Annotated in this window: 19 protein-coding genes; 12 read left to right on the top strand and 7 right to left on the bottom strand. The window is 33.3% G+C overall.

What is annotated here, in order from left to right; genetic code table 11:
• Positions 1-5: 5 nt before the first annotated feature.
• Entirely contained in the window at positions 6-2,018 is a 2,013-nt protein-coding gene (locus tag E5167_RS10845) for a glutamine--tRNA ligase/YqeY domain fusion protein (protein ID WP_136843953.1), read from the top strand.
• A gap of 51 nt (positions 2,019-2,069) precedes the next feature.
• Here E5167_RS10845 and E5167_RS10840 read toward each other — a convergent pair whose 3' ends face one another.
• Positions 2,070-2,606, bottom strand: a complete 537-nt coding sequence (locus E5167_RS10840; RefSeq protein WP_136843951.1) for a hypothetical protein — start codon at positions 2,604-2,606, stop codon at positions 2,070-2,072.
• A complete protein-coding gene (locus tag E5167_RS10835) occupies positions 2,599-3,528 on the bottom strand; it encodes an SPFH domain-containing protein (protein ID WP_136843949.1) in 930 nt (309 codons plus the stop codon). The genes E5167_RS10840 and E5167_RS10835 overlap by 8 nt, the downstream gene beginning before the upstream one ends.
• A 76-nt stretch (positions 3,529-3,604) precedes the next feature.
• Between E5167_RS10835 and E5167_RS10830 the strand changes: the two genes are divergently transcribed.
• Positions 3,605-4,276, top strand: coding sequence for an outer membrane beta-barrel protein (locus E5167_RS10830; RefSeq protein ID WP_136843947.1), 672 nt, complete (start codon positions 3,605-3,607; stop codon positions 4,274-4,276).
• On the opposite strand, the gene gltX is transcribed toward E5167_RS10830, so the two are convergent.
• Both gltX and E5167_RS10820 read right to left on the bottom strand, forming a co-directional pair.
• Entirely contained in the window at positions 4,266-5,888 is a 1,623-nt protein-coding gene (gene gltX / locus E5167_RS10825; protein WP_136843945.1) for a glutamate--tRNA ligase, read from the bottom strand. The two genes, E5167_RS10830 and gltX, sit on opposite strands and share 11 nt — an antisense overlap.
• 138 nt (positions 5,889-6,026) lie before the next feature.
• Positions 6,027-7,070 (bottom strand): alkane 1-monooxygenase, encoded by a 1,044-nt coding sequence (locus E5167_RS10820; RefSeq protein ID WP_136843943.1) that lies wholly within the window; start codon positions 7,068-7,070, stop codon positions 6,027-6,029.
• Positions 7,071-7,194: 124 nt separating this feature from the next.
• On the opposite strand from E5167_RS10820, the gene E5167_RS10815 reads away from it, so the two are divergent.
• The 5 genes from E5167_RS10815 (at position 7,195) to E5167_RS10795 (ending at position 14,514) form a co-directional block, all read left to right on the top strand.
• Complete coding sequence (locus tag E5167_RS10815; protein ID WP_136843941.1) at positions 7,195-10,539, top strand: DUF4175 family protein; 3,345 nt, start codon at positions 7,195-7,197, stop codon at positions 10,537-10,539.
• Positions 10,532-10,942 (top strand): rRNA maturation RNase YbeY, encoded by a 411-nt coding sequence (ybeY, locus tag E5167_RS10810; protein WP_136843939.1) that lies wholly within the window; start codon positions 10,532-10,534, stop codon positions 10,940-10,942. Before E5167_RS10815 ends, ybeY begins: the two co-directional genes overlap by 8 nt.
• A 62-nt stretch (positions 10,943-11,004) precedes the next feature.
• On the top strand, positions 11,005-12,882 hold the full coding sequence (gene mnmG / locus E5167_RS10805; RefSeq protein WP_136843937.1) for a tRNA uridine-5-carboxymethylaminomethyl(34) synthesis enzyme MnmG: 1,878 nt from the start codon (positions 11,005-11,007) through the stop codon (positions 12,880-12,882).
• 32 nt (positions 12,883-12,914) lie between these two features.
• On the top strand, positions 12,915-13,766 hold the full coding sequence (locus tag E5167_RS10800) for a class I SAM-dependent methyltransferase (protein WP_136843935.1): 852 nt from the start codon (positions 12,915-12,917) through the stop codon (positions 13,764-13,766).
• Positions 13,767-13,995: 229 nt separating this feature from the next.
• A complete protein-coding gene (locus E5167_RS10795) occupies positions 13,996-14,514 on the top strand; it encodes an OmpH family outer membrane protein (protein WP_136843933.1) in 519 nt (172 codons plus the stop codon).
• A 50-nt stretch (positions 14,515-14,564) separates the two neighbouring features.
• Here E5167_RS10795 and E5167_RS10790 read toward each other — a convergent pair whose 3' ends face one another.
• A complete protein-coding gene (locus E5167_RS10790; protein ID WP_136843931.1) occupies positions 14,565-15,491 on the bottom strand; it encodes a diacylglycerol/lipid kinase family protein in 927 nt (308 codons plus the stop codon).
• Position 15,492: 1 nt separating this feature from the next.
• Complete coding sequence (locus E5167_RS10785; protein ID WP_136843929.1) at positions 15,493-16,647, bottom strand: DNA polymerase III subunit; 1,155 nt, start codon at positions 16,645-16,647, stop codon at positions 15,493-15,495.
• A 148-nt stretch (positions 16,648-16,795) separates the two neighbouring features.
• Between E5167_RS10785 and E5167_RS10780 the strand changes: the two genes are divergently transcribed.
• The 3 genes from E5167_RS10780 to E5167_RS10770 all read left to right on the top strand — a co-directional run bounded on the left by E5167_RS10780 (position 16,796) and on the right by E5167_RS10770 (position 20,613).
• Positions 16,796-17,983 (top strand): phosphoglycerate kinase, encoded by a 1,188-nt coding sequence (locus E5167_RS10780; RefSeq protein WP_136843928.1) that lies wholly within the window; start codon positions 16,796-16,798, stop codon positions 17,981-17,983.
• A 79-nt stretch (positions 17,984-18,062) separates the two neighbouring features.
• On the top strand, positions 18,063-19,616 hold the full coding sequence (locus E5167_RS10775) for a LysM peptidoglycan-binding domain-containing protein (protein WP_136843926.1): 1,554 nt from the start codon (positions 18,063-18,065) through the stop codon (positions 19,614-19,616).
• A gap of 22 nt (positions 19,617-19,638) precedes the next feature.
• Positions 19,639-20,613 carry a DUF4837 family protein gene (locus E5167_RS10770; protein WP_136843925.1) on the top strand — a complete coding sequence of 325 codons (975 nt, stop codon included), beginning with the start codon at positions 19,639-19,641 and terminating at the stop codon, positions 20,611-20,613.
• Positions 20,614-20,683: 70 nt separating this feature from the next.
• On the opposite strand, the gene E5167_RS10765 is transcribed toward E5167_RS10770, so the two are convergent.
• Entirely contained in the window at positions 20,684-20,869 is a 186-nt protein-coding gene (locus tag E5167_RS10765) for a twin-arginine translocase TatA/TatE family subunit (RefSeq protein WP_136843923.1), read from the bottom strand.
• A gap of 120 nt (positions 20,870-20,989) precedes the next feature.
• On the opposite strand from E5167_RS10765, the gene E5167_RS10760 reads away from it, so the two are divergent.
• The gene (locus tag E5167_RS10760; RefSeq protein ID WP_136843922.1) at positions 20,990-21,859 is read left to right on the top strand and encodes a M23 family metallopeptidase; all 870 of its coding nucleotides are present in this window, start codon (positions 20,990-20,992) and stop codon (positions 21,857-21,859) included.
• A complete protein-coding gene (locus E5167_RS10755) occupies positions 21,860-23,380 on the top strand; it encodes a GH3 auxin-responsive promoter family protein (protein ID WP_239021988.1) in 1,521 nt (506 codons plus the stop codon).
• Positions 23,381-23,393: the final 13 nt, after the last annotated feature.

Raw genomic sequence — 23,393 nt, 5'->3', positions numbered from 1 at the left:
TAAAGATGTCTGAAGAAACAAAATCACTCAATTTTATTGAGCATATCATAGAGGAAGATTTACGTAATGGAATGCCCAAAAACAACTTACGTTTTCGTTTTCCACCAGAGCCAAATGGGTATTTACACATTGGTCACACTAAAGCTATTGGTATTAGTTTTGGTTTAGGAGAAAAATACAATGCACCTGTAAATCTTCGTTTTGATGATACCAATCCTACCAAAGAAGAACAGGAATATGTTGATGCTATAAAACGAGATATTACTTGGTTAGGATACAAATGGGCAAATGAATTATACTCATCCGATTATTTTCAACAGCTGTACGATTGGGCGGTACAAATGATAAAAGATGGAAAAGCTTATGTCGATTCGCAGCCAAGTGAAGCTATTGCTGAACAAAAAGGAACGCCAACACAAGTAGGAACTAACAGTCCATACAGAAATAGAAGTGTAGAAGAAAACCTAGAGTTATTTGAGCGCATGAAAAACGGTGAGTTTCCAGCAGGAACACATGTACTTCGCGCTAAAATTGACATGGAAGATCCTAATATGCTGATGCGAGACCCAATAATGTATCGTATTATGCACGCACATCACCATAGAACAGGAAACGATTGGTGTATTTATCCAATGTATGATTGGACACACGGTGAGAGTGATTACATCGAACAAATTTCACACTCACTATGCTCTTTAGAGTTTAAACCTCATAGAAAGCTTTACGATTGGTTTAAGGAGCAGGTATATGATTATAGTGCCAAGGAGTATCCTTTAACTCCTAAGCAACGAGAATTTGCTAGATTAAACCTTAGTTATACCATTATGAGTAAGCGAAAGCTACTCAAATTAGTAGAAGATGGTATCGTTTCAGGTTGGGACGACCCTCGTATGCCTACTATCTCAGGTTTGCGCCGAAGAGGTTACACACCAGATTCTATAAGAAATTTTATAGAAAAAGTTGGTGTAGCTAAACGTGAAAACGTCATTGATGTATCGTTGTTGGAGTTTTGTATTCGAGAAGATTTAAATAAAACAGCACCGCGTGTAATGGCTGTTTTAGATCCTTTAAAAGTAGTGATTACCAATTACCCTGAAAGCAAAGAAGAATGGTTTGAAGCTGAAAACAACCCAGAGGATACTTCAGCAGGAAGTAGAAAAGTTCCTTTTTCTAGGGAGATTTATATCGAAAAAGAAGATTTTAAAGAAGAAGCTGGAAATAAATTCTTTAGATTAAAACTAGGAGGTGAGGTACGTCTTAAAAATGCCTACATCATTAAAGCAGAAAAGGTTGTTAAAGATTCTGAAGGAAATATTACTGAAGTTCATTGTAAGTATTCAGAAGACACCTCTAAAAAAGTAAAAGGCACACTTCATTGGGTATCAATAAAACATGCTGTTAAAGCAGAAATTAGGGAGTATGATAGACTATTTATGGATGAAGCTCCAGACAGTTATCCAGATAAAGATTTTATGGAGTTTATTAATCCTAATTCTTTAAAAATCATCAATGCTTTTGTTGAGCCTAGTTTAGCTGACGTAAAGGTTGGAGAACGCTTCCAATTTCAGCGTTTAGGGTATTTTAATGTGGATGACGATTCAACACCAGAAAACTTGGTATTCAATAAAACGGTTGGTTTACGAGATTCTTGGGTAAAGCAAAAGCAAAAACCTAAGCAAAAAAGTACTCAAAATCAGCAAAAAACACAACAACAATCTCAACGAAAGGCAATTAATGTCATTCAGCAATTAGGAAAAAAATACACGAATTTACCTGAAGAAAAGCAACAAAAAGTAAAAGCAGACATTCAGGAATTAGCTAAAGATGTGTCTTATGATGAATTAGAACCGTTATTTGGAACCGCTGTAAAAAAAGTAGGCACACGTATTGCCACAATGGTAGTGTTAAAAGAACTACTTAAAAATGGTTTAGAACGTAACGATTCGATTAATGAGTTTATAGAAAAAGCCTTAGAAGATAAAAACGAGATTTTGGTTGCTGAAGCTAATGCTATTTAGAAAACACAAAAAAACCTCAAAACAATTAGTTTCGAGGTTTTTTATTGAAGTTTAGTTTTCAATTTTTTCTTGAGTCATTTCATTATCAGGAATAACAAGGCTTGTTTTAAAGCTTGGAAATACCTGATCCATCAAAGCATTGTTTTTTAATTGTTTAGCCTCAATAAAATACCAGTATTTTAAATTTGTATCATAAATACCCAATAAATAACCCTTAGACTTAATTCTTAGGTTGTTCATTATCATTTGATTGTAACTTTCTATGTAGCAACGATACTCGTCTTGTTCGTAAACAATGTCAGAAACACCAACTATTTCAGCTTTTTCAAACACAAAACCATCTTGAGCCATAGAATTAAACGTAGATTCTAATAAATCCATAGCTTTTTCTTTTCCACCCATTAATGTCACAACACCAGGATAAGTGTGTTTTAAAACAGTTTCAAAATCAAATTTAAGTGTTGCGTGAGACGTGGCTTTTGCATCTTTTAACGCTTGTGCCTTTAACTCAGATTTATCTTGAGCAAAAGAAATGCTGCTACAAACAAGTAACAGCATCAATATTGGTTTAGAATATATTTTATTCATCTTTCTTTTTATCATTTTTATTCTTCATTGCCTCCCCAATTTGGTTACTAGCAGTAAAACTAGCCACCATATCGTTTAACATATTACTTCCTGCTTGAGGTGAATTAGGCAACAAGATTAAATTACTGTTTGTTTCACCACCAATAGCTTGAAGTGTATCATAGTGTTGTGTTACTACAATTAAAGCAGAGGCTTCTTGCGAGTTGATGCCAACCTTGTTAAGAACTTCTACTGATTCTTCCAAACCACGAGCAATTTCACGTCGTTGATCTGCAATACCTTGACCTTGTAAACGCTTGCTTTCAGCTTCAGCTTTTGCTTTTTCCACTATAAGAATACGAGCAGCATCACCTTCAAACTGTGCTGCAATTTTTTCACGCTCTGATGCATTAATTCTATTCATTGCCGCTTTTACTTGTGCATCAGGGTCTATATCAGTAACAAGTGTTTTAATAATATCGAAACCATAATCAGACATTGCGTCGTTTAATTCGGCTTTTACAGCCAAAGCGATATCATCTTTTTTTACAAACACATCATCCAGCTTCATTTTAGGTACTTCGGCACGAACCACATCAAACACATAACTTGTAATTTGGTCGTGAGGATAATCTAGCTTATAAAATGCATCATACACTTTATCGCGTATTACTTTATACTGTACAGAAACTTTTAAGCGCACAAATACATCATCTAAAGTTTTCGTTTCAATAATGACATCTAGTTGTTGAATTTTTAAACTTAACTTTCCAGCAATGCGATCAACTAAAGGGATTTTTAATTGCAATCCAGAATGGCGTATACTTTGAAATTTACCAAAACGCTCAATAACAGCAGCGGTTTGCTGTTTGACAATAAAAAATGCAGAAATTAAAATTATTAGTCCAAAAAAAGCGATAGGTATAAAAACAAATTGTTCCATAACAAGAATATTAAATGGTTAAAAATATTTGATTACTAAATTAAGTTATATTTGTTTCCGAACGATGAAAAATCCTATGAAAAACAAACAACTTACCTTATTAGTAGCACTAAGTATGCTTTTTGTTACAATAACTCAGGCACAGCATAAAAGTTATGATATTAAAAATGGATTTGGTATAGGTGGAGGCATTAGTCTGTTTAATATTAAAACAGATAATTTTACTACTACTAAAGGAAATGGTTTTATTGTTGCTCTTGCTGCAACAGTCGATATTCCAAACCGATGGTACACCGTAAGTTATGGTATGCAAATTTCTGAAAACACTTTTGAAATTTCTGGCAGAATGACTGATCTTGTTGCTGGTGACGAGCAAATAGAATATAAGCTTATGGCAGCGCAATTAGGTTTTTTGTTTCACGGAAAAATTATTGGTAATAACTTTACTATTGATGTTGGTCCACAATTACAATACAATGGCGATTTGGAGTTTAAAAACAGCCAACAAGAAAGTTATTATATTAATGGTTATGACAATTTATCGGCTTCAGATATCACTGAAATGTCTAAATTTAATATTAATGGAGCAATTGGAGCCACTGCAGGCTTTGGACCATTGAGACTAAGAGCTCAATATATTTATGGTTTTTTAAACATGTTTGAAAAACTTAACGATAATCTTAATGAAGATGTTAGTTTTAAGGGTAATCCAGAAACCATCATGTTTACAGCTTTGTTTACCTTTTAGTTATAAATGCTATGGCATTTTCCATACGTTTAAGGGTTTCATTTTTACCAATCATAAACATAATATCAAACACATCAGGACCTTGCAAAGCACCAACCAATGCTAGTCGTAAAGGCATCATGACTTTACCAAAACCAATTTCGTTTGATGTAATCCAACCTTTAATCGTGTTTTGAATGTTCTCGGTTGTATAATCATTAATAGCATTAATTAATGCCATTACATCTCTTAAAACATCTTCAGAACCCTCTTTAAAAGCTTTTTTTAAGGCTTTTTCATCATAATTATTAGGCGTGGAGAAGAAGTAGTGTGTTAAATCCCAAAAGTCGCTTATAAAAGTGGCACGTTCTTTAACCAACCCAACGACTAATGCAATAAAGTTTTCGTCAATATTACTGTCATTACGAGGAGCTTGCGACGTGGTAATCTCATCAATTGCGACAGATTGCTTCGTTTCACTCGCAATGACATTTAATTTTGCATCAACAATTGGCTTAAACACCTTTGCAAGCTCTTCATTATCTTGTTCTTGCATATAATGATGGTTAAACCACTTGATTTTTTCAGGGTCAAAACGCGCTCCAGATTTATTGACACGTTCTAATTCGAAAGCATTGATTAATTCTTTTAAACTAAAAATTTCTTGCTCAGTTCCAGGGTTCCAGCCTAAAAAGGCTAAAAAGTTTACCATGGCTTCTGGAAAATAGCCATCTTCTTTATAACCTCTTGAAACCTCTCTAGTTTTAGGGTCTTTCCATTCTAATGGAAATACAGGAAACCCTAATTTATCACCATCACGCTTACTTAATTTTCCTTTTCCTGTGGGTTTTAAAATCAGTGGTAAATGTGCAAATTCAGGAGCATTCCATCCAAATGCATCGTACAATTGTTGGTGCAATGCTAAAGAAGGCAACCATTCTTCACCTCTAATAACATGAGATATTTCCATTAAATGATCATCTACAATATTAGCTAAATGATAGGTTGGCATACCATCGCTTTTAAAAAGCACTTTATCGTCAAGCACATTGGTATCTATTTTTATATCACCACGAATAATATCTTTTAAGTGAAGTGTTTCATCTTGAGGTGATTTAAATCGAATCACATAATCGTCTCCAGCTTCTATTTTTGCCTTGACTTCATTTTCTGAAAGTGATAAAGAATTGCTTAATTTTAATCGGTTATGCCAATTATAGATAAATGTTTTCCCTTTAGCTTCATGGTCTTTTCTATGAGCGTCTAAGGCTTCGGCTGTATCAAAAGCGTAATAGGCTTTGCCTTTTGCAATTAATTCTTCAGCATACTGTTTATATAAAAGCTTGCGTTCGCTTTGTCTATATGGACCAAATTGCTCATTTTTGGAGCCTGTACTGAGCGTAGCCGAAGTAGGACCTTCATCAAAAGGGATTCCACACCAATTTAAAGCGTTAATAATGTAGTCTTCAGCACCTTCAACATATCTATTTTGATCGGTATCTTCAATACGTAACACAAACGTTCCGTTGTGTTTTTTTGCAAATAAATAATTGAAAAGGGCTGTTCTTACGCCTCCAATATGTAATGGTCCTGTTGGACTAGGCGCAAAGCGCACGCGTACGTTATTGTTCATGCTTTAAAATTTGCTGCAAAGATAGATGGATAAGACAAAAGATAAAAGAAGATAGACAAAAGACTTTTAAAAGAAAGATTTGTTAGAAAAATGAGCTTCTCTTTATTCTAATATCGAAGCGGTCTATACTTTTTTTTCTTAAAAACTAATCATTTCACGTGGAACACGCTTATTCATTATATTAAACCACAAAGGAGGTATTAACGCTAATACCATAGATGTTGGGTAGCCATAAGGCATTTGTGGACTTGTGTCGTGACACTCCAAAATTTGATATTTTTTTGAGGATTTAAAATGATGATCGCTATGTCTTGTAAGTTCATACAACACAATTCTCCCAACAACATGATTGGAGTTCCATGAATGTACTTCTTTTACACGTTCGTATCTGCCAGATGCTGCTTTCTTTCTTAATAAGCCATAATGCTCTATATAGTTAACAGTTTCTAGTAATAAAAACCCTGTTATTGCAGCACCAATAGAAAATAATAATCCTAATTTTCCAAAAAGTAGAAACGCCACAAACAAGTATAAACTTTGCAGTATGAGATACCAAAACATATCATTTTTAAAAGATAAAAACGAAGTATTCTGGTTTTTAAGAAGTTTTAATTGAATCTTCCATGCGCTTATATATTGTCTGATTGTTGAGGTAATCCAAAACGAATATACTGTTTGGTTATATCTTGCGGTTGCAGGATCTTCCTTTGTGGCAGCATGTAGATGATGACCATAATTGTGTTCTATGTAAAAATGCATATACAACGACGGAAGCAACAATGCTTTACCAATAAACCGCTCGTTGGTTTTTTGTCTATGACCTAATTCGTGGCCTACATTAATTCCGTTAGTTCCTAAAACCATTCCAACAGAAAGCATTAACCCAATAAATTCAAATGTTTGTAGTTGATTATTTGTAACGGTTATTAATGCAATTACCAATAACCCATAAGTTATAGGAAGATTAAGATAGAGTAACCAATCAAAAAGCTTATTTCGTTTTTTTGAAGCAATGTCCTTATCATTATAATTACTATTGTCTTGAGGTAATAATAGTTCAAAAATAGGGATAAGCACAAACGAGTAAAAAGGCGTTAAAAAAGACCAATAACCCTTTAGTGATAAACCAATAAAAGCTGTAACAGGAATTGTAAATGCGGCTAAGTATTTTAAATCTTTCATCTTTCCACAATAAATCGATTGAAAATGTCTGTTATCGACTTTAACAGAATGTTATAAATAAATTATAATACAAGTTAACAATAAAATTGTAGATTTATTAATTGAAACTATTAAAAATAGGGTATTGAGCAATTTTAACAACATACAAAATAAGCTTGAAGCGTTTATAAAAAAGTACTACACTAATGAACTTATAAAAGGTGCTATTTTATTCTTCGCTATTGGGTTATTGTACTTTTTGTTAACCCTGTTAATAGAATATACTTTATGGCTAAGCCCAATAGGAAGGACTATATTGTTTTGGTTATTTGTAGCTGTTGAAGGTGCATTGTTTGTAAAATTTATTGTCAAGCCTATTTCAAAGTTGTTTAAGTTTCAAAAAGGAATAGATTATCTAGAGGCTTCTAAGATTATTGGAAATCATTTTCCTGAAGTTAACGATAAGTTAGTTAATGTACTCCAATTAAAAGAAAACTCTAAAGAATCTGAACTTTTGTTAGCTAGTATAGAACAAAAAGCGATTGAGCTGCATCCAATTCCGTTTAAATTAGCTATTAACTTTAAAAGCAACATCAAGTATTTAAAGTATGCTGCAATTCCGCTGCTCATTATATTGTTATCTTTTGTCTCCGGAAAGTATAATTGGTTTAGTGATAGCTATGAACGTGTGGTTAATTACAAAACAGCGTACGAACCACCAGCACCTTTTCAGTTTTTTGTAATAAATGATAGTTTAAAAGCTATAGAAAACAATGATTTTACACTTATAGTTCAAACAGAAGGAGAGGTTATTCCAGATAATGTTCAAATAAGCTATAACGATGAAACCTATTATCTTAAACAAATTAATTCAGGTGTTTTCGAATACATTTTCACACAGCCAAAGGAAACGGTAAATTTTCATTTACAAGCCAATGAAGTGGTTTCAAAAGATTACAAATTAGAAGTGGTTAATACACCAACTCTTTTGAGTTTTGATTTGGTTTTAGATTATCCAGCCTACACCAAAAAGCAAGATGAAATTTTAAAAAGCAATGGTAATGCTATAGTACCTCAGGGCACAAAAGTGACGTGGAATTTAAAAACTAAATCTACAGACAATGTAGTTTTAAATACACAAGATTCATTAGTTAACTTCCAAGGAAATGATAATGAATTTCAGTTATCTAAACGCTTGTACAAATCATTAGATTATAGCCTTCAAACTAGCAATAAAAACTTGAAAGATTATGAGAGTTTAGCATTTTCAATAAATGTAATTCGTGACCAATATCCTGAGCTTAATGTAAAAATGGAACAAGACTCTACCGATAGTCAAACATTGTATTTCTATGGTCAAGTAAGTGATGATTATGGTTTAAGTAAATTGCAATTAGTGTATTATCCTAGTGATGCTGAAGATGACAAAAAAGTTGAGAAGCTAATTGTATCAAACTCTAACTTTGACGAGTTTGTAAGCGTGTTTCCTAACCAATTAAACTTAAAAGAAGGCGTTAGTTACGATTTGTATTTTGAGGTGTTTGATAACGATGTGCTAAGCAATTACAAAAGCACGAAGAGTAATACATTTTCTTACAGAAAGCTAACAAAAGATGAGGTTGAACAAGAACAACTAAAAGAACAAAGTGAAACAATTGAAGATTTAAACAATTCGTTTGAGAAGCTAGAAGAACAAGATGAAGAATTAAAAGAGTTTTCTAAAACACAAAAAGAAAAGTCTGAACTTAATTTTAACGATAAGAAGAAACTGGAGAATTTTCTTAAACGCCAAAAAGAACAAGATGAGTTGATGAAAAACTTCAACAAGCAACTCAAAGAAAATTTGGATGAGTTTCAAAAAGATAAAGAAGATCCTTTTAAAGAAAGTTTAAAACAGCGTTTAGAGGAAAACCAAGAGCAGCTAAAACAAGATGAAGAATTACTTAAAGAGCTTGAAAAGCTTTCAGAGAAAATTCAAAAAGAAGAATTATCTCAAAAACTAGAAGAACTTGCTAAACAAAACAAGAACAGAAAACGAAGTTTACAGCAATTACTTGAGCTTACTAAGCGCTATTATGTAACGATGAAATCTGAAAAGATTCGTGCAGAATTAGAGGAATTAGCTAAGGAGCAAGAGGAATTAGCGGAAGAATCCGAAAAAAATAACACCAAAGAAAGACAAGACGAGTTAAACAAGAAATTTGAGGATATTCAAAAAAAGCTAGAAGAGCTACGTAAAGAAAATCAAAAACTCATCGAGCCACTTGATGTTCCAAACGACCAAAAGAAAGAAGAAGACATCAAAAAAGAGCAGCAAGAAGCTAGCCAAAATCTAGAAAAGAAAGAGCAAACCCAAGATCAAGAAAACAAGCAACAACAGCAAAACAACGCAAAAAAGAATCAAAAAAAGGCTGCTCAAAAAATGAAACAAATGAGCGAACAAATGCAGCAATCCATGATGAGTGGAAGCGCTGAGCAAATGTCTGAAGACATAGACATGCTCCGTCAAGTTCTGGACAACTTAGTACTGTATTCGTTCGATCAAGAAGATGTTATGGATAAGTTCAAGTCCATTCAAGTAAATCATAACGAGTACGCCAAATATTTAATAAAGCAGCAAAATCTAAGAGAACATTTTGAACATGTTGACGATAGTTTATTTGCACTATCGTTGCGTCAACCAACACTTTCCGAAAATATTAATAAAGAAATTACAGAGGTGTTTTTTAATATCGATAAATCTTTAGAGCAATTAGCCGAAAACAGACTATATCAAGGCGTGGCTGCACAGCAATATGCTGTAACCTCCGCGAACAGTTTAGCAAGTTTATTAAGCGACATTCTCGACAATATGGAAAACCAAATGAATCCTTCGCCAGGACAGGGTCAGGGAGGCGATATGCAACTTCCAGATATTATTATGAGTCAAGAAGAGCTCAACAAACAGATGGAAGAAGGTTTAAAAAAATCACAAGTGGGACAAAAAAAAGAGGGTGAAAAAGGTAAAGAAGGCAATGAAGGTGAACAAAAAGAAGGAGAGGGACAGCAACAAGAAGGTGAAGGAGGTAACAGCGAAGAATTAAATGGAGAACTCTTTAAAATTTATCAACAGCAGCAACAGCTACGTCAAGCCTTAGAAGATAAATTAGGTAAAGAAGGAAACAAAGGCGCAGGAAACAATTTATTAAAAGAAATGGAGTCTATAGAAAAAGATTTATTAAATAGAGGCTTTACAAATCGTACTTTACAGCGTATGATGAACCTTCAATATCAGTTGTTAAAATTAGAAAACGCCACTTTTCAACAAGGTGAGGATAATAAGCGAAAGTCCAAGACCAATCAACAACAATTTAATAACCTTACCAATACTAAATTGCAACAAGCAAAACAATATTTTAATACTACTGAAATATTAAACAGGCAAGCCTTACCTTTGCAGCAAGTTTATAAACAGAAAGTGCAAGAGTATTTTAAAAAAACCAATGATTAGTTTTAATTACGAAACCGATTTCCAATTACTAAACCAAGATAAGTTGAGTGAATGGATTACCAATACTATAAAAGAGGAACATTTCAAAGAAGGAGATATTAACTATGTGTTTTGTGATGACGAGTATTTACACAAATTAAATGTAGAATTTTTACAACACGATACGTTTACAGATATTATAAGCTTTGACTATGCAGTAGGAAAAGAACTACATGGTGATATTTTTATCTCAGTTGAAAGAGTAGAAGACAATGCTAAAAATCTCGAAGTTAATTTTGAAGCCGAACTACACAGAGTAATGATTCATGGTATTCTTCATTATTGTGGTTATAAAGACAAAGATGAAGAAGACATAATCGAAATGCGTCAAAAGGAAGACTTCTACCTTAACAAGCTCAATTAATTCTGATGCTTTAGTGTATATTTGCAAACTTTAATTTTACAATTGTTTCACGTGGAACACTTATGAGTTTATTTTTAGATACATACGATGTCATAGTAGTTGGAGGTGGTCATGCTGGTAGTGAAGCTGCTGCTGCTGCTGCTAATATGGGAAGCAAGACGCTGCTAATTACCATGAACCTTCAAAACATTGCCCAAATGTCTTGCAACCCAGCCATGGGTGGAATTGCTAAAGGTCAAATTGTGCGTGAAATTGATGCACTTGGAGGGTATAGTGGTATTGTAAGTGATACTTCGGCGATTCAATTTAAAATGCTTAATAAGTCTAAAGGACCTGCAATGTGGAGCCCAAGAGTGCAAAGTGATAGAATGCGTTTTGCAGAAGACTGGAGATTGATGCTAGAGCAAACACCAAACCTTGATTTCTACCAAGAAATGGTCTCTGGCTTAATTGTTAGTAATGGTAAAATAGTTGGTGTTAAAACATCATTAGGAATAGAAGTAAAAGCTAAATCTGTTGTATTAACTAATGGTACTTTTTTAAATGGCTTAATTCATATTGGTGATAAAAGTTTTGGTGGCGGAAGAGCTGGTGAAAGAGCAGCCACAGGAATCACCGAGCAGTTGGTTGATTTAGGTTTTGATTCAGGAAGAATGAAGACTGGAACACCACCTAGAGTTGATGGACGCTCGTTAGACTTTTCTAAAATGATTGTACAACCTGGTGATGAAAACCCTGAGAAGTTTTCATATTTAGATATTACAAAACCATTAGCCAAACAGCGTTCGTGTCATATGACTTACACCAGTCCTGAGGTACACGATTTGTTACGTGAAGGCTTTGATCGCTCACCAATGTTTAACGGTAGAATTAAAAGTTTGGGTCCTCGGTATTGTCCCTCTATTGAAGATAAAATAAATCGTTTTGCAAACAAGGACAAGCATCAGTTATTTGTAGAACCAGAAGGTTGGAATACAGTTGAATACTATGTAAACGGTTTCTCAACATCCTTACCTGAAGATGTTCAGTTTAACGCATTACGTTCTGTAGCAGGTTTTGAAAACGTTAAATTTTTCAGACCTGGATACGCTATTGAATATGATTATTTTCCACCAACGCAGTTAAAAGATACCTTAGAAACCAAGCTAGTTAATGGCTTGTATTTTGCTGGTCAGATTAACGGAACTACGGGTTATGAAGAGGCAGCATCTCAAGGTTTAATGGCTGGGATCAATGCTAGTCTAAAAGTTCAAGAAAAAGAACCATTTACACTAAAAAGAGACGAAGCTTACATAGGTGTTTTGATTGACGATTTAATTACAAAAGGCACAGAAGAGCCTTATAGAATGTTTACCTCGAGAGCTGAATACAGAACACTTTTAAGACAAGATAATGCCGATTTAAGACTAACTCCTAAAGGCTTTGATTTAGGAATTGCTTCAGATAAGCGTTTAAAACGCATGGAAGAAAAGCATAGTAAAGCCGAAAATTTTGTACAGTTCTTTAAAGATACAAGTGTAAAACCAGAAGAAATAAACCCTATTCTTGAGTCTAAAGATTCTTCAGTAATGAAACAATCTGACAAGATGTTTAAGATCTTTGCAAGACCTAATATTACCATTGATGATATGCGAAAAGTTGCTTCAGTAAATGATTATATAATTGATAATAATTTAGACAATGAAGTGATTGAGCAAACTGAAATTCAAGTAAAATATTCTGGTTATATCGCTAAGGAAAAAAACAATGCAGATAAATTGCATCGATTAGAGTACGTGAAAATCCCAGAAAATTTTGACTATTCACAAATTAAATCTATGAGTTTTGAGGCACGTGAAAAGCTGAAGAATATTCAGCCAACATCAGTTGCACAGGCGTCAAGAATTAGTGGTGTGTCTCCTAATGATATCTCTGTATTATTAGTTTATATGGGGCGATAAATGCACATGTTCCACGTGGAACGTTTTTTTAAATGAAAGAAACTAAATCATATTTAACGGTTAAGGATCACTCGGTTTCAGGTGAAACGTTTCAACTAGCTTTAAATAAAAAGTATGGATTTTTAGAGACTCAGCCACAACCTGAAGAAGACAAACTTTTTGAATATTATAAAACAGAAGACTACATTTCTCATACAGATTCTAAAAGAAATTTATTTGAAAAAGCTTACCATTTGGTAAGAAGTATTTCTTTAAAACGAAAATTAAAACTCATTAATTCTTTTAATTCTAAAGAGAAAAATCTTTTAGACATTGGTTGTGGGACTGGTGATTTTTTAAAAAAGGCTCAAGAAAATGGTTGGACTGTTTCCGGAATTGAACCTAATGAGTCTGCTAGGAAAATTGCTAAAACAAAAACCAATAATGTTGTTTTTAATGTTGAGCATCTAGAAAAATTCAAGCCCAAAAGTTTTGATGTTATTACGCTTTGGCATGTACTTGAACATTTACCAAACCTGGAGGAGCAAATAAGTATTCTTAAAAACTTACTTAATGAAAAAGGCACGTTAATAATAGCTGTACCAAATCATCATAGTTTTGATGCAAAACACTATAAATCGTTTTGGGCTGCTTATGATGTTCCAAGACATCTTTGGCATTTCAATCAAAAATCAATTGCAAGTCTTTTTGAAAGCGAAAACATGACCGTTGTAAAAATACTTCCTATGAAGTTTGATGCTTATTATGTGAGCCTACTTTCAGAAAAGTATAAAACAGGTCGCATGAATATTTTAAATGCTTTTAGGGTTGGATTACTTTCTAACTTAAAGGCAAAGAGAACAAATGAGTATTCATCAATCATATATGTTATACAAAACAAGTAGTTTTTTATTTTAAGGACTTATAACAATCAATTTAATGAGCTAATAGGTGTTTCCTTTTAAAATTAATTTTAAGCCTTTTATAGGCTTTATTTTAATTCAAAATCAATAAATTGAATATATTAATAAGGCAGTTATTATAAGTTTTATTTATTATATAAATAACCACATATTTCAAAAATTTATATGTTTTACTTTTATATTTTTGCGACATTGAAAAATAATAGATAAAATGAAAAAAATAATAATTATTGCTTTAGTGGTTTTAAGTGTTGTGTCTTGCCAGCAATCTCAAAAAATTGGATTTGTGGATAATTCGGTTTTGATAAACGACTATCAAGAGAAAAAAGATATTGAAGCAAAGCTAAAAACGAAAATAGCAGCTTACGAAAAGAAAAGAGATAGTCTAAGTCAAGCATTTCAATTAGAAATAAAGGATGCTGAACTGAAAGCAAGAAAAATGTCGCAAGCAAATCTTCAAAAGTTACAACAGGAGTTTCAGCAAAAAGAACAAATTATTTCTCAACAATTACAATTTGAGCAACAACAAATTGCTCAAGAGAGTCAATCTAAAAACGATTCACTTATCAAAAAAGTAAGAGCATTTGTTAAGGATTATGGTAAAACAAATGGTTACAGTTTTATCTTAGGAAGTAACGAAGCAGGGAGTGTTATGTATGGAACAGAGACGTCCGATTTAACTCAAACGGTTTTAGACGCGTTAAATGAAGCATATAAAAACAAAAAGTAGATAGATATTTTCTTAAAAGTAGTCAAAGCCAAACTTTTTGTTTGGCTTTTTTATTTTGTATAAAACGAAAACGCTTTTGGTATAATCTGTACCTTAATACCTCCTGTTCCAATTAGCTCGCCATCAGCTTGAACAAAAGGAATGTTCAATTTGTTTTTACAATTAACAGAAATTGTATTTGTCTTGAATGTTTCAACTTTTTTAAGCTTCACGATGCTTCCATTAAAAAGTTTCACCAAATTTTTAAGGATATCTAACTTGCTGAAGTTTTTTGCAATACTTATATCGAACAAGCCGTCAGTTGGGTTTGTATATTCCGTTAATTGCATACCTCCACCAGAATACTTACAAAGCCCAATTAAAACCATCAAACTTTTTGTTTTAATTTTTTGTGAATTAGCAACAACTTCCACATCAAAATTCTTAAAAGAAAATAATCCTGAAATAGCTCCAATAAGGTAGGCCAAAGCACCAAAATGCTTGTATTTACCTACTTTACTAACTACATAACCATCAAAACCCACTCCAGCTAAGTTATTGAAAAAAACAGCTTCCTTTTGAGAATCTAAAAACTCTATTTTACCAATATCTTGTTGAGAAATAGTTCCATTTTTAATAGTATCAATGGCTTTTTTATAATCTTTTGGAATATTATAGGTTTTCACCCAATCGTTTCCAGTTCCTATAGGAATTACACCAACATTAATGCTTGAAGTAGGGCTTATAGTTTGTAACATGATACCATTAACTGTGTTGTGTATGGTACCATCGCCACCAATACAGATAATTTTATTAAAACCCTGATTTACAGCGTTATGTATTAATTCAACATTATGTAATCCACTACTTGTAAAGTGAAATACATACTGAAATCTCTCATGATTTAATTGGTTTTCGATTTTAGGCCAAAGGGTTTTGGCCTTTCCGTTTCCAGAAGTTGGATTAATTATGATGAACCATTTTTTGGAGTTCGACACCTTAAGCAGATTTCTTGTGAAGCAATCGTGTTAATTTGATTGACAAATCGGTTAGTATAATTTTAGAATTCCCATTACGTTCTATATGGTAAATAGCATCTTGCAATTCTTCACTAATGTCCATAATGTTATTTCCATGAACAAATGGCGCAAATTTTTCAAGCTTAAAATTATCAGATTTAGGCTCCATAAATACCAAATCCTTTGCTTGATAATTATATAACAGTGCTTGTCTGAAAAAGTCTAAACAAAATTGTAAAAATTGTTTTTGTGTTTCACGACCAGTTTTGGCAACTTCCTCACTCCACGACATTAAATCGTGAATGGCAGATTTATTTCCTTTAGCCTTAAAAGCACTTCTAATCCAAAATATAAACCACTCTTCAAACTGTATGTCTTCACTATCGTGATACACCAAGTCACAAGCTTTATTAAAATTACCATTAGATTGATGAGCAATTTTTGTTGCAACAGCCTCATCAATACTATATTTTTTTATAAGCGCGTCTTTAATATCGTTTTCGGCAAGAGGAGGAAACCTTAATATTTGGCAACGAGATTTTATGGTTGAAATTATTTGCTCTTCATCTTCGGTAATTAAAATAAAGATGGTTTTATTTGGAGGCTCTTCAATTAGTTTTAAAAGTTTATTAGCACAAGCAATATTCATTTTTTCAGCCATCCAAATCAACATAACTTTATAACCTCCTTCGTAAGATTTTAACGTAAGAGATTTTACAATTTCATGCGCTTCATCAACACCAATTTGCCCTTGTTTATTGTCTATCCCTAATTGCCTATACCAATCAAATAAGTTGCAATAAGATTGTTCTTTTAATAAGTTTCGCCAATCCTCTAAAAACAGTTTGGAAACAGGATGTCTTTTTACTGTATCATTATTGGCGACAGGATATGCAAAATGTAAATCAGGATGAGAAAGATTATTAAACTTTAAATTACAAGCGTTATCACCAGATGAGTTTTCGCTATCAGTATTATGGCATAAAATATATTGTGCGTAGGCTATCGCCATTGGCAAGGTACCAACACCCTCTTTTCCAACAAATAATTGTGCATGAGGAATCCTTCCATTATCAACACTATTAGTTAAGTGTTTTTTAAGATGTTCTTGACCTATTATATCACAAAAAAGCATATCGCAAATATAACTTATGTTTTAGTATTTTAGGCGTCAATTTAAATATGATTAAACTAAAAAACTAATAAAATAATATTATAAAAACCTTAAAAGGATTAATATTGCTAACTAATTTTGCTTTTTAGATTAAAACAACCAATACACTATGAAAACAGTTGATGATATTAACTTTGAAAACAAAAAAGCGCTAATTAGAGTTGACTTTAATGTGCCTTTAAATGAAAAATTTGAAGTAACTGATGCTACACGAATTATATCTGCAAAATCTACGATAATAAAAATTTTAGAGGATGGTGGAAGTTGCATATTAATGTCGCATTTAGGAAGACCAAAAGGTGTACAAGATGAGTTTTCGTTAAGACACATTGTTAAAAAAGTAGAAGAAATTATTGGTGTTGAAGTAAAATTTGCTAACAACTGCATTGGGGGAGATGCCCAAACGGCAGCAACAAATTTACAGGCAGGACAAATATTATTGTTAGAGAACCTTCGTTTCCATGAAGAAGAAAAACAAGGAGATGAAGCCTTTGCAAAACAGCTGGCAAAATTAGGAGATGTATATGTAAATGATGCGTTTGGAACAGCGCACAGAGCGCATGCATCAACGACCGTAGTAGCTAAGTTTTTCCCAGAAAGTAAATGTTTTGGAAAGTTATTAGCAAAAGAAATTGAAAGCATAGAAAAAGTAATGACCTCTGGAGAAAAACCTGTTACAGCTGTACTTGGTGGTGCAAAGGTGTCTTCGAAAATCACTATAATAGATAACATTCTAGATAAGATAGATCATCTTATTATTGGAGGAGGAATGACCTTTACATTTATAAAAGCACAAGGAGGACAAATAGGAGACTCGTTAGTTGAAGATGACAAATTAGAGCTTGCCAATGATATTTTAGAAAAAGCCAAATCAAAAAATGTTTCTATTCATCTTCCTGTTGATGCGATTATTGCAGATGCTTTTAACAACAATGCACACACCAACACATGCGATATAGACAAAATTCCTAACGGTTGGATGGGATTAGATGTTGGGCCAAATACAGAAGCATTATTTGCAAACGTCATTTCAAACTCCAAAACCATTTTATGGAACGGACCACTTGGCGTGTTTGAAATGCCTAACTTTGCTAAAGGCACTATAGCATTAGGGCATGCCATAGCAAATGCTACTGAAAAAGGCGCTTTTTCACTAGTTGGAGGAGGAGATTCTGTAGCAGCAGTAAAACAATTTGGATTTGAAGAGAAAGTAAGCTACGTGAGTACTGGTGGTGGTGCCATGTTAGAAAGCCTTGAGGGTAAGACTTTACCAGGAATTGCAGCCATAATAAACTAGAATCCGATAAATTTTCAATTGTAATCAAAAAATACGATTTTAGCATTTCAAGCGTTCTGTTATATCATAATATTTACAAATGGTTTTAAGAGTATTAATAGCATTTTTTATCATTCAGTTTTCCTTTAGTCAAACTAAAGATAGCACTGCTGTTAACTCATCTCAAAAAGCGACAATAATAGATACAATTATAGATGGAAAATCTCAAGTTATAAAGGAGATAAAACCGGTTCATGATTCGCTTATAAAAAAAGAGTTTAAAGACCTAGATATTGCAGCAGAGTTTGACCAAAAATGGATGGAAGAACTATTTAGCTCGGGTTTGTATGATACTATTTACAAATCAGTTTCCGAGCTTGAATACAATGAGGTTTATTACCCAGAACTCCCAACAGACACCTTAAAAAAACGACTTGCCGAACTTGACGCTAAAACGCCTTTTAATATTGCTTACAACCCTTCGTTAGAAAGTGTTATAAAAGGCTATTTAAAGAACAGAAGAAAACACTTAGAGCGCTTGATGGCACTAAGCGAGTATTACTTTCCTTTATTTGAAAAAGAACTGGATAATTACGACATCCCTTTAGAAGTAAAGTATTTAGCAATTGTAGAATCTGCACTAAAACCTAGAGCTAAATCTAGAGTTGGTGCCACAGGTTTATGGCAATTTATGTTCGCCACAGGAAAACAATTCGGATTAGACGTAAGTAGTTATGTTGATGAACGTAGTGACCCAATCATGTCAACCGAGGCCGCGGCAAAATACTTAGCTAGTTTATATAAAATATTTGGTGATTGGGATTTAGCTTTGGCAGCCTACAATTCTGGGCCAGGTAATGTCACCAAAGCTATTAGACGTTCAGGTGGTTATCAAAACTATTGGAATATCAGACCCAATTTACCACGTGAAACAGCAGGCTATTTACCTGCATTTTTAGCAACCATGTATATTTTTGAATATGCCGATGAGCATGGGTTTCAGCCTCAAAAGCCAGAAATAACATATATAGAAACCGACACCATTAAGGTAAAACAAATGATTACCTTAGATCAGGTTGCCGAACTCACAAGCATTCCAATAGAAATGCTTCAGTTTTTAAACCCATCCTATAAATTGGATATCATTCCGTTTATTAAAGATGAAGATTATGTACTGCGTTTACCAAGAAAATATGTTGGGCCTTTTGTAGCTAACGAAAAAGCCATTTACGCTTTTGCTAAAGAAGAGTTTGATAAAAGAGAAAAACCATTGCCGCAATTTTTTGATACCAATTCACGTATTAGATACCGCGTAAAATCAGGTGATTATTTAGGAAAGATAGCCCGAATATATGGCGTAAGAGTAAGTCAGATTAAGCAATGGAATGGTTTAAGAAGTAACAACTTACGTATTGGTCAGAGACTAACAATCTATCCGCGTAAACCTGCTTTTCAAAATTCAAGTAAAAGTACTTCTAGTGCAAAAAGCGCTACAAATTCTAATGCAAAAACGTATAAAGTTAAAGGAGGTGACTCTCTTTGGAGTATTGCCCAAAAATTTCCTGGAGTATCGGTAGATAATATTAAAAGCTGGAACAATATAAATGGTTCAAAATTAAAAGTAGGAACGGTTCTTGTAGTAAGCAAGAAATAATTTAATAAAATAACACCAACAAATGAAAAAACTATTATTAATAATGTTAAGTTTAGTGCTTTTTACATCATGCGGCGATGAATCTAAAAGCAAACGAATTGTGTCTTCGTCATCAGGAAATATTAATAGCTTGTCTGTAGTTATAGACAATGATTTTTGGGCAAGTAGAATTGGAGATGAGGTAAGAGAGGTTTTTGCAGCCGAAGTTGTTGGGCTTCCTCAACAAGAGCCATTATTTACAATACGACAAATGCCACCTATAGTATTTTCGGACTTTGCAACAAAAAACAGAACCATTCTAAAAATAGAAAGAGACAAACCTGCCGACACTAAAATATTAAAAGACGTTTATGCAAAACCACAAACCGTTGTGGTGATTTCTGGAAATTCAGCCAAAGAAATTATTGGAGAAATTAATGAAAATGCGAAAGACATTATTTCAGCTTTCAAACAAACAGAGATAAAGCAAAGGCAACGCTTAACAAAAAAATCATTACACAAAGACAAAAGTATTGAGGAAACACTTGGTATATCAATAGAGTTTCCATCAGCGTATAGAGTAGCAAAGCAAGACGGAAAATTCTTTTGGCTACGTCGAGACATTAAAAATGGAGATGCCAACCTGATAATTTATGAAATGCCTCTGGCCGCTATATCTGAAGGAGAAAACGCTATTAATGATATAATTAAAATGCGTGACTCTATTGGCAAAGTACATATTCCTGGACCATTAGATGGCTCTTATATGATTACCGAAGAGGCTTACACACCATTTCTAAATCAAACCATGATTGATAACAAGCCAACTTTTGAAACCAAGAGCACATGGGAAGTAAAAGATGCTTTTATGGCTGGACCATTTATTAATTACGCAATAAAAGATCAGGTTAATAACCGTTTAATTGTATTAGAAGGGTTTGTATTTGCACCATCTACCTCTAAACGCGATTACATTTTTGAGCTAGAAGCAATCATACGATCATTAAAAGTTAAATAAGAAGCTCATATTATATATAAAAAAAGCCAACATTTTCATGTTGGCTTTTGTATGTGTTATAGTAACGTGCTTATTCTTTTGAAGACTCCTTCTCTTTTTCGTCTTCTTTACTAGCGTCTTTAAACTCTTTAATACCACTTCCAAGACCTCTCATAAGTTCTGGAATTTTCTTCCCACCAAATAATAGTAAAACCACTACTACAATTAATATAATTTGTGGAGCTCCAATAGCCAAGGGTAACATAAATAAACTCATCTGCTTTTTTGTTTAATACAACAAAGTTAATAATTAAACTTTAAAAAATGCGTTTAAAAGCAAACTTTAGCATATCGTAAAAGAGAATGTACATATAATTTTAATTAATTTAGCAAAACGATGTCAAATAAGAAGAACAAACAAAAAAAATTAGCCAAAAAACTTCTGCATAAGTATCGTTTGGTGATACTAAACGAAGACACTTTCGAAGAACGTTTTGCAATAAAGTTAACTAGGTTAAATGTATTTGTTATGATGTCGTTGTCTGCCATAATTTTAATAACATTAACAACGGTTTTAATTGCTTTTACACCTTTAAGAGAATATATTCCTGGATATTCATCTACAGCCTTAAAAAAAGAAGCAACCAGCCTTAATTTTAAAACAGACTCTTTACAGCAGGTCATTAAAATGAACGAACAGTATTTTGAATCGATTAAGCGTGTTTTAAAAGGCGATGTTGCTACAATAGAGTTTAACAAAGATTCCATTATTAAAGCCGCAGAACAGGAAGCGATTGAATATAACTTAAATCCTTCAAGAGAAGACTCATTACTTAGAGAAAAAGTGAACAAAGAAGATAAATACAATCTTTTTGAATCTGCTACCTCTAAAGTTAATTTTGTGCTGTTTCCTCCAGTAACAGGAACTATAAGTGAAGGATACAATGCTGAGGAAAAACACTACGCAGTCGATATTGTGGTTGCCAAAGGAACTCCAGTTAAAGCCGCTGATGATGGCACAGTAGTTTTAGCCGAATGGACCACACAAACAGGTTATGTGGTAATTATAGATCACGGAAACGGACTTATTTCGGCTTATAAGCATAATGCGTCTTTAACCAAAGAACAAGGCGATCTGGTAAAAGCAGGCGAAGTAATAGCCATCTCTGGCGATGCAGGTGAGCTTACTACAGGGCCACATTTGCATTTTGAACTCTGGACAGATGGTTACCCAATAGACCCAACTACTTTTATAGATTTTGAATAAATGAATATAGGAAAAATAACATCTCTTAAGGCGCTGTTAGCAAAACCATTTGCAAGGCAAATTCAAAAAAGAGTTAATAAATGGGCTAGCAATCCATTAGCAACACAACAAAAAGTTTTTGAAAAGCTAATATCATCAGCCACTTCTACAGTATTTGGGCAAGACCATGATTTTATTAGTATTAATTCGTATGAAGATTTTGTAAAAAGAGTTCCAATTAGAGATTATGAAGCCTTACGACCGTATGTTGATAGAGTGGTGCAAGGAGAAGAAAATGTACTCTGGAAAGGCAAACCTATTTACTTTGCAAAAACCTCAGGAACAACATCTGGGTCTAAATACATTCCTATTACCAAAGAAAGCATGCCTTCGCATACTGAAGCTGCTAGAAATGCCATTTTAATGTATGTTGCCGAAACAGGAAACACCAGTTTTGTAAATGGTAAAATGATTTTTCTACAAGGGAGTCCCATTCTTGAAGAGAAGAACGGAATAAAATTAGGTAGGCTTTCAGGGATTGTAGCACACTACGTGCCTAAATACCTTCAAAAAAACAGAATGCCTAGTTGGGAAACCAATTGCATTGAAGATTGGGAAACGAAAGTTGAAGCTATTGTAGATGAGACTATAAATGAAGATATGAGCATTATAAGCGGTATTCCTTCTTGGGTGCAAATGTATTTTGAACGACTTCAACAAAGAACCAACAAAAAAATAGGAGATATTTTTAAAAACTTCAATTTGTTCATTTTTGGAGGTGTTAATTATGAGCCTTATAGAGCAAAATTTGAAAATCTAATTGGTAGAAAAGTTGACAGCATTGAGTTGTATCCAGCAAGCGAAGGCTTTTTTGCATTTCAAGACAAGCAAAATAAAAAAGGCATGTTATTGCAGTTAAACTCTGGGATTTTTTACGAATTTGTAAAAGCAGAGAAGTTTTTTGATGATAACCCAAAACGCATCACACTAAAAGATGTTGAATTAGGAGTTAATTATGTCATGATTATTTCAACCAATGCAGGTCTTTGGGCTTATAATATTGGAGATACAGTACAGTTCACCTCTTTAAAACCCTATAGAGTGATTGTGTCAGGACGAATAAAGCATTATATTTCTGCCTTTGGAGAACATGTTATAGCCAAAGAAGTAGAGCAAGCCATTCAAGAAGCCACTAATAACGATAGCAGTGTTTTAGTTTCAGAATTTACGGTAGCACCACAAATTAATCCTTCAGAAGGGTTGCCGTATCACGAATGGTTCATCGAGTTTGAAAACGAGATTGAAAATCTAGATATGTTAGCGAAACATATTGACAATTCACTTCAAAACCAAAATAGTTATTATAAAGACTTAATTCAAGGGAAGGTACTTCAACCCTTAAAAATTACTCCTGTTAAAAAAGGAGGTTTTAAAGGCTACATGAAATTGGTAGGTAAATTGGGAGGTCAAAATAAAATGCCTAGATTATCTAACGACAGAAAGATTGCAGATACGCTACATAATAGTAATTTCGTTATTTAGTGTATCTTTGTAG

Source organism: Pontimicrobium aquaticum, assembly GCF_005047595.1.
GTDB lineage: Bacteria > Bacteroidota > Bacteroidia > Flavobacteriales > Flavobacteriaceae > Pontimicrobium > Pontimicrobium aquaticum.
The sequence above is the reverse complement of the archived record's forward strand: the minus strand, read 5'-3'. Positions and strand labels throughout refer to the sequence as shown.

Bases quoted from the DNA above. Each gene is read 5' to 3' on its own strand.
- E5167_RS10845 (WP_136843953.1), top strand. From the start codon at position 6: ATGTCTGAAGAAACAAAATCACTCAATTTTATTGAGCATATCATAGAG.
- E5167_RS10840 (WP_136843951.1), bottom strand. From the start codon at position 2,606: ATGAATAAAATATATTCTAAACCAATATTGATGCTGTTACTTGTTTGT.
- E5167_RS10835 (WP_136843949.1), bottom strand. From the start codon at position 3,528: ATGGAACAATTTGTTTTTATACCTATCGCTTTTTTTGGACTAATAATT.
- E5167_RS10830 (WP_136843947.1), top strand. From the start codon at position 3,605: ATGAAAAACAAACAACTTACCTTATTAGTAGCACTAAGTATGCTTTTT.
- gltX (WP_136843945.1), bottom strand. From the start codon at position 5,888: ATGAACAATAACGTACGCGTGCGCTTTGCGCCTAGTCCAACAGGACCA.
- E5167_RS10820 (WP_136843943.1), bottom strand. From the start codon at position 7,070: ATGAAAGATTTAAAATACTTAGCCGCATTTACAATTCCTGTTACAGCT.
- ybeY (WP_136843939.1), top strand. From the start codon at position 10,532: ATGATTAGTTTTAATTACGAAACCGATTTCCAATTACTAAACCAAGAT.
- mnmG (WP_136843937.1), top strand. From the start codon at position 11,005: ATGAGTTTATTTTTAGATACATACGATGTCATAGTAGTTGGAGGTGGT.
- E5167_RS10800 (WP_136843935.1), top strand. From the start codon at position 12,915: ATGAAAGAAACTAAATCATATTTAACGGTTAAGGATCACTCGGTTTCA.
- E5167_RS10795 (WP_136843933.1), top strand. From the start codon at position 13,996: ATGAAAAAAATAATAATTATTGCTTTAGTGGTTTTAAGTGTTGTGTCT.
- E5167_RS10785 (WP_136843929.1), bottom strand. From the start codon at position 16,647: ATGCTTTTTTGTGATATAATAGGTCAAGAACATCTTAAAAAACACTTA.
- E5167_RS10780 (WP_136843928.1), top strand. From the start codon at position 16,796: ATGAAAACAGTTGATGATATTAACTTTGAAAACAAAAAAGCGCTAATT.
- E5167_RS10775 (WP_136843926.1), top strand. From the start codon at position 18,063: ATGGTTTTAAGAGTATTAATAGCATTTTTTATCATTCAGTTTTCCTTT.
- E5167_RS10770 (WP_136843925.1), top strand. From the start codon at position 19,639: ATGAAAAAACTATTATTAATAATGTTAAGTTTAGTGCTTTTTACATCA.
- E5167_RS10765 (WP_136843923.1), bottom strand. From the start codon at position 20,869: ATGAGTTTATTTATGTTACCCTTGGCTATTGGAGCTCCACAAATTATA.
- E5167_RS10760 (WP_136843922.1), top strand. From the start codon at position 20,990: ATGTCAAATAAGAAGAACAAACAAAAAAAATTAGCCAAAAAACTTCTG.
- E5167_RS10755 (WP_239021988.1), top strand. From the start codon at position 21,860: ATGAATATAGGAAAAATAACATCTCTTAAGGCGCTGTTAGCAAAACCA.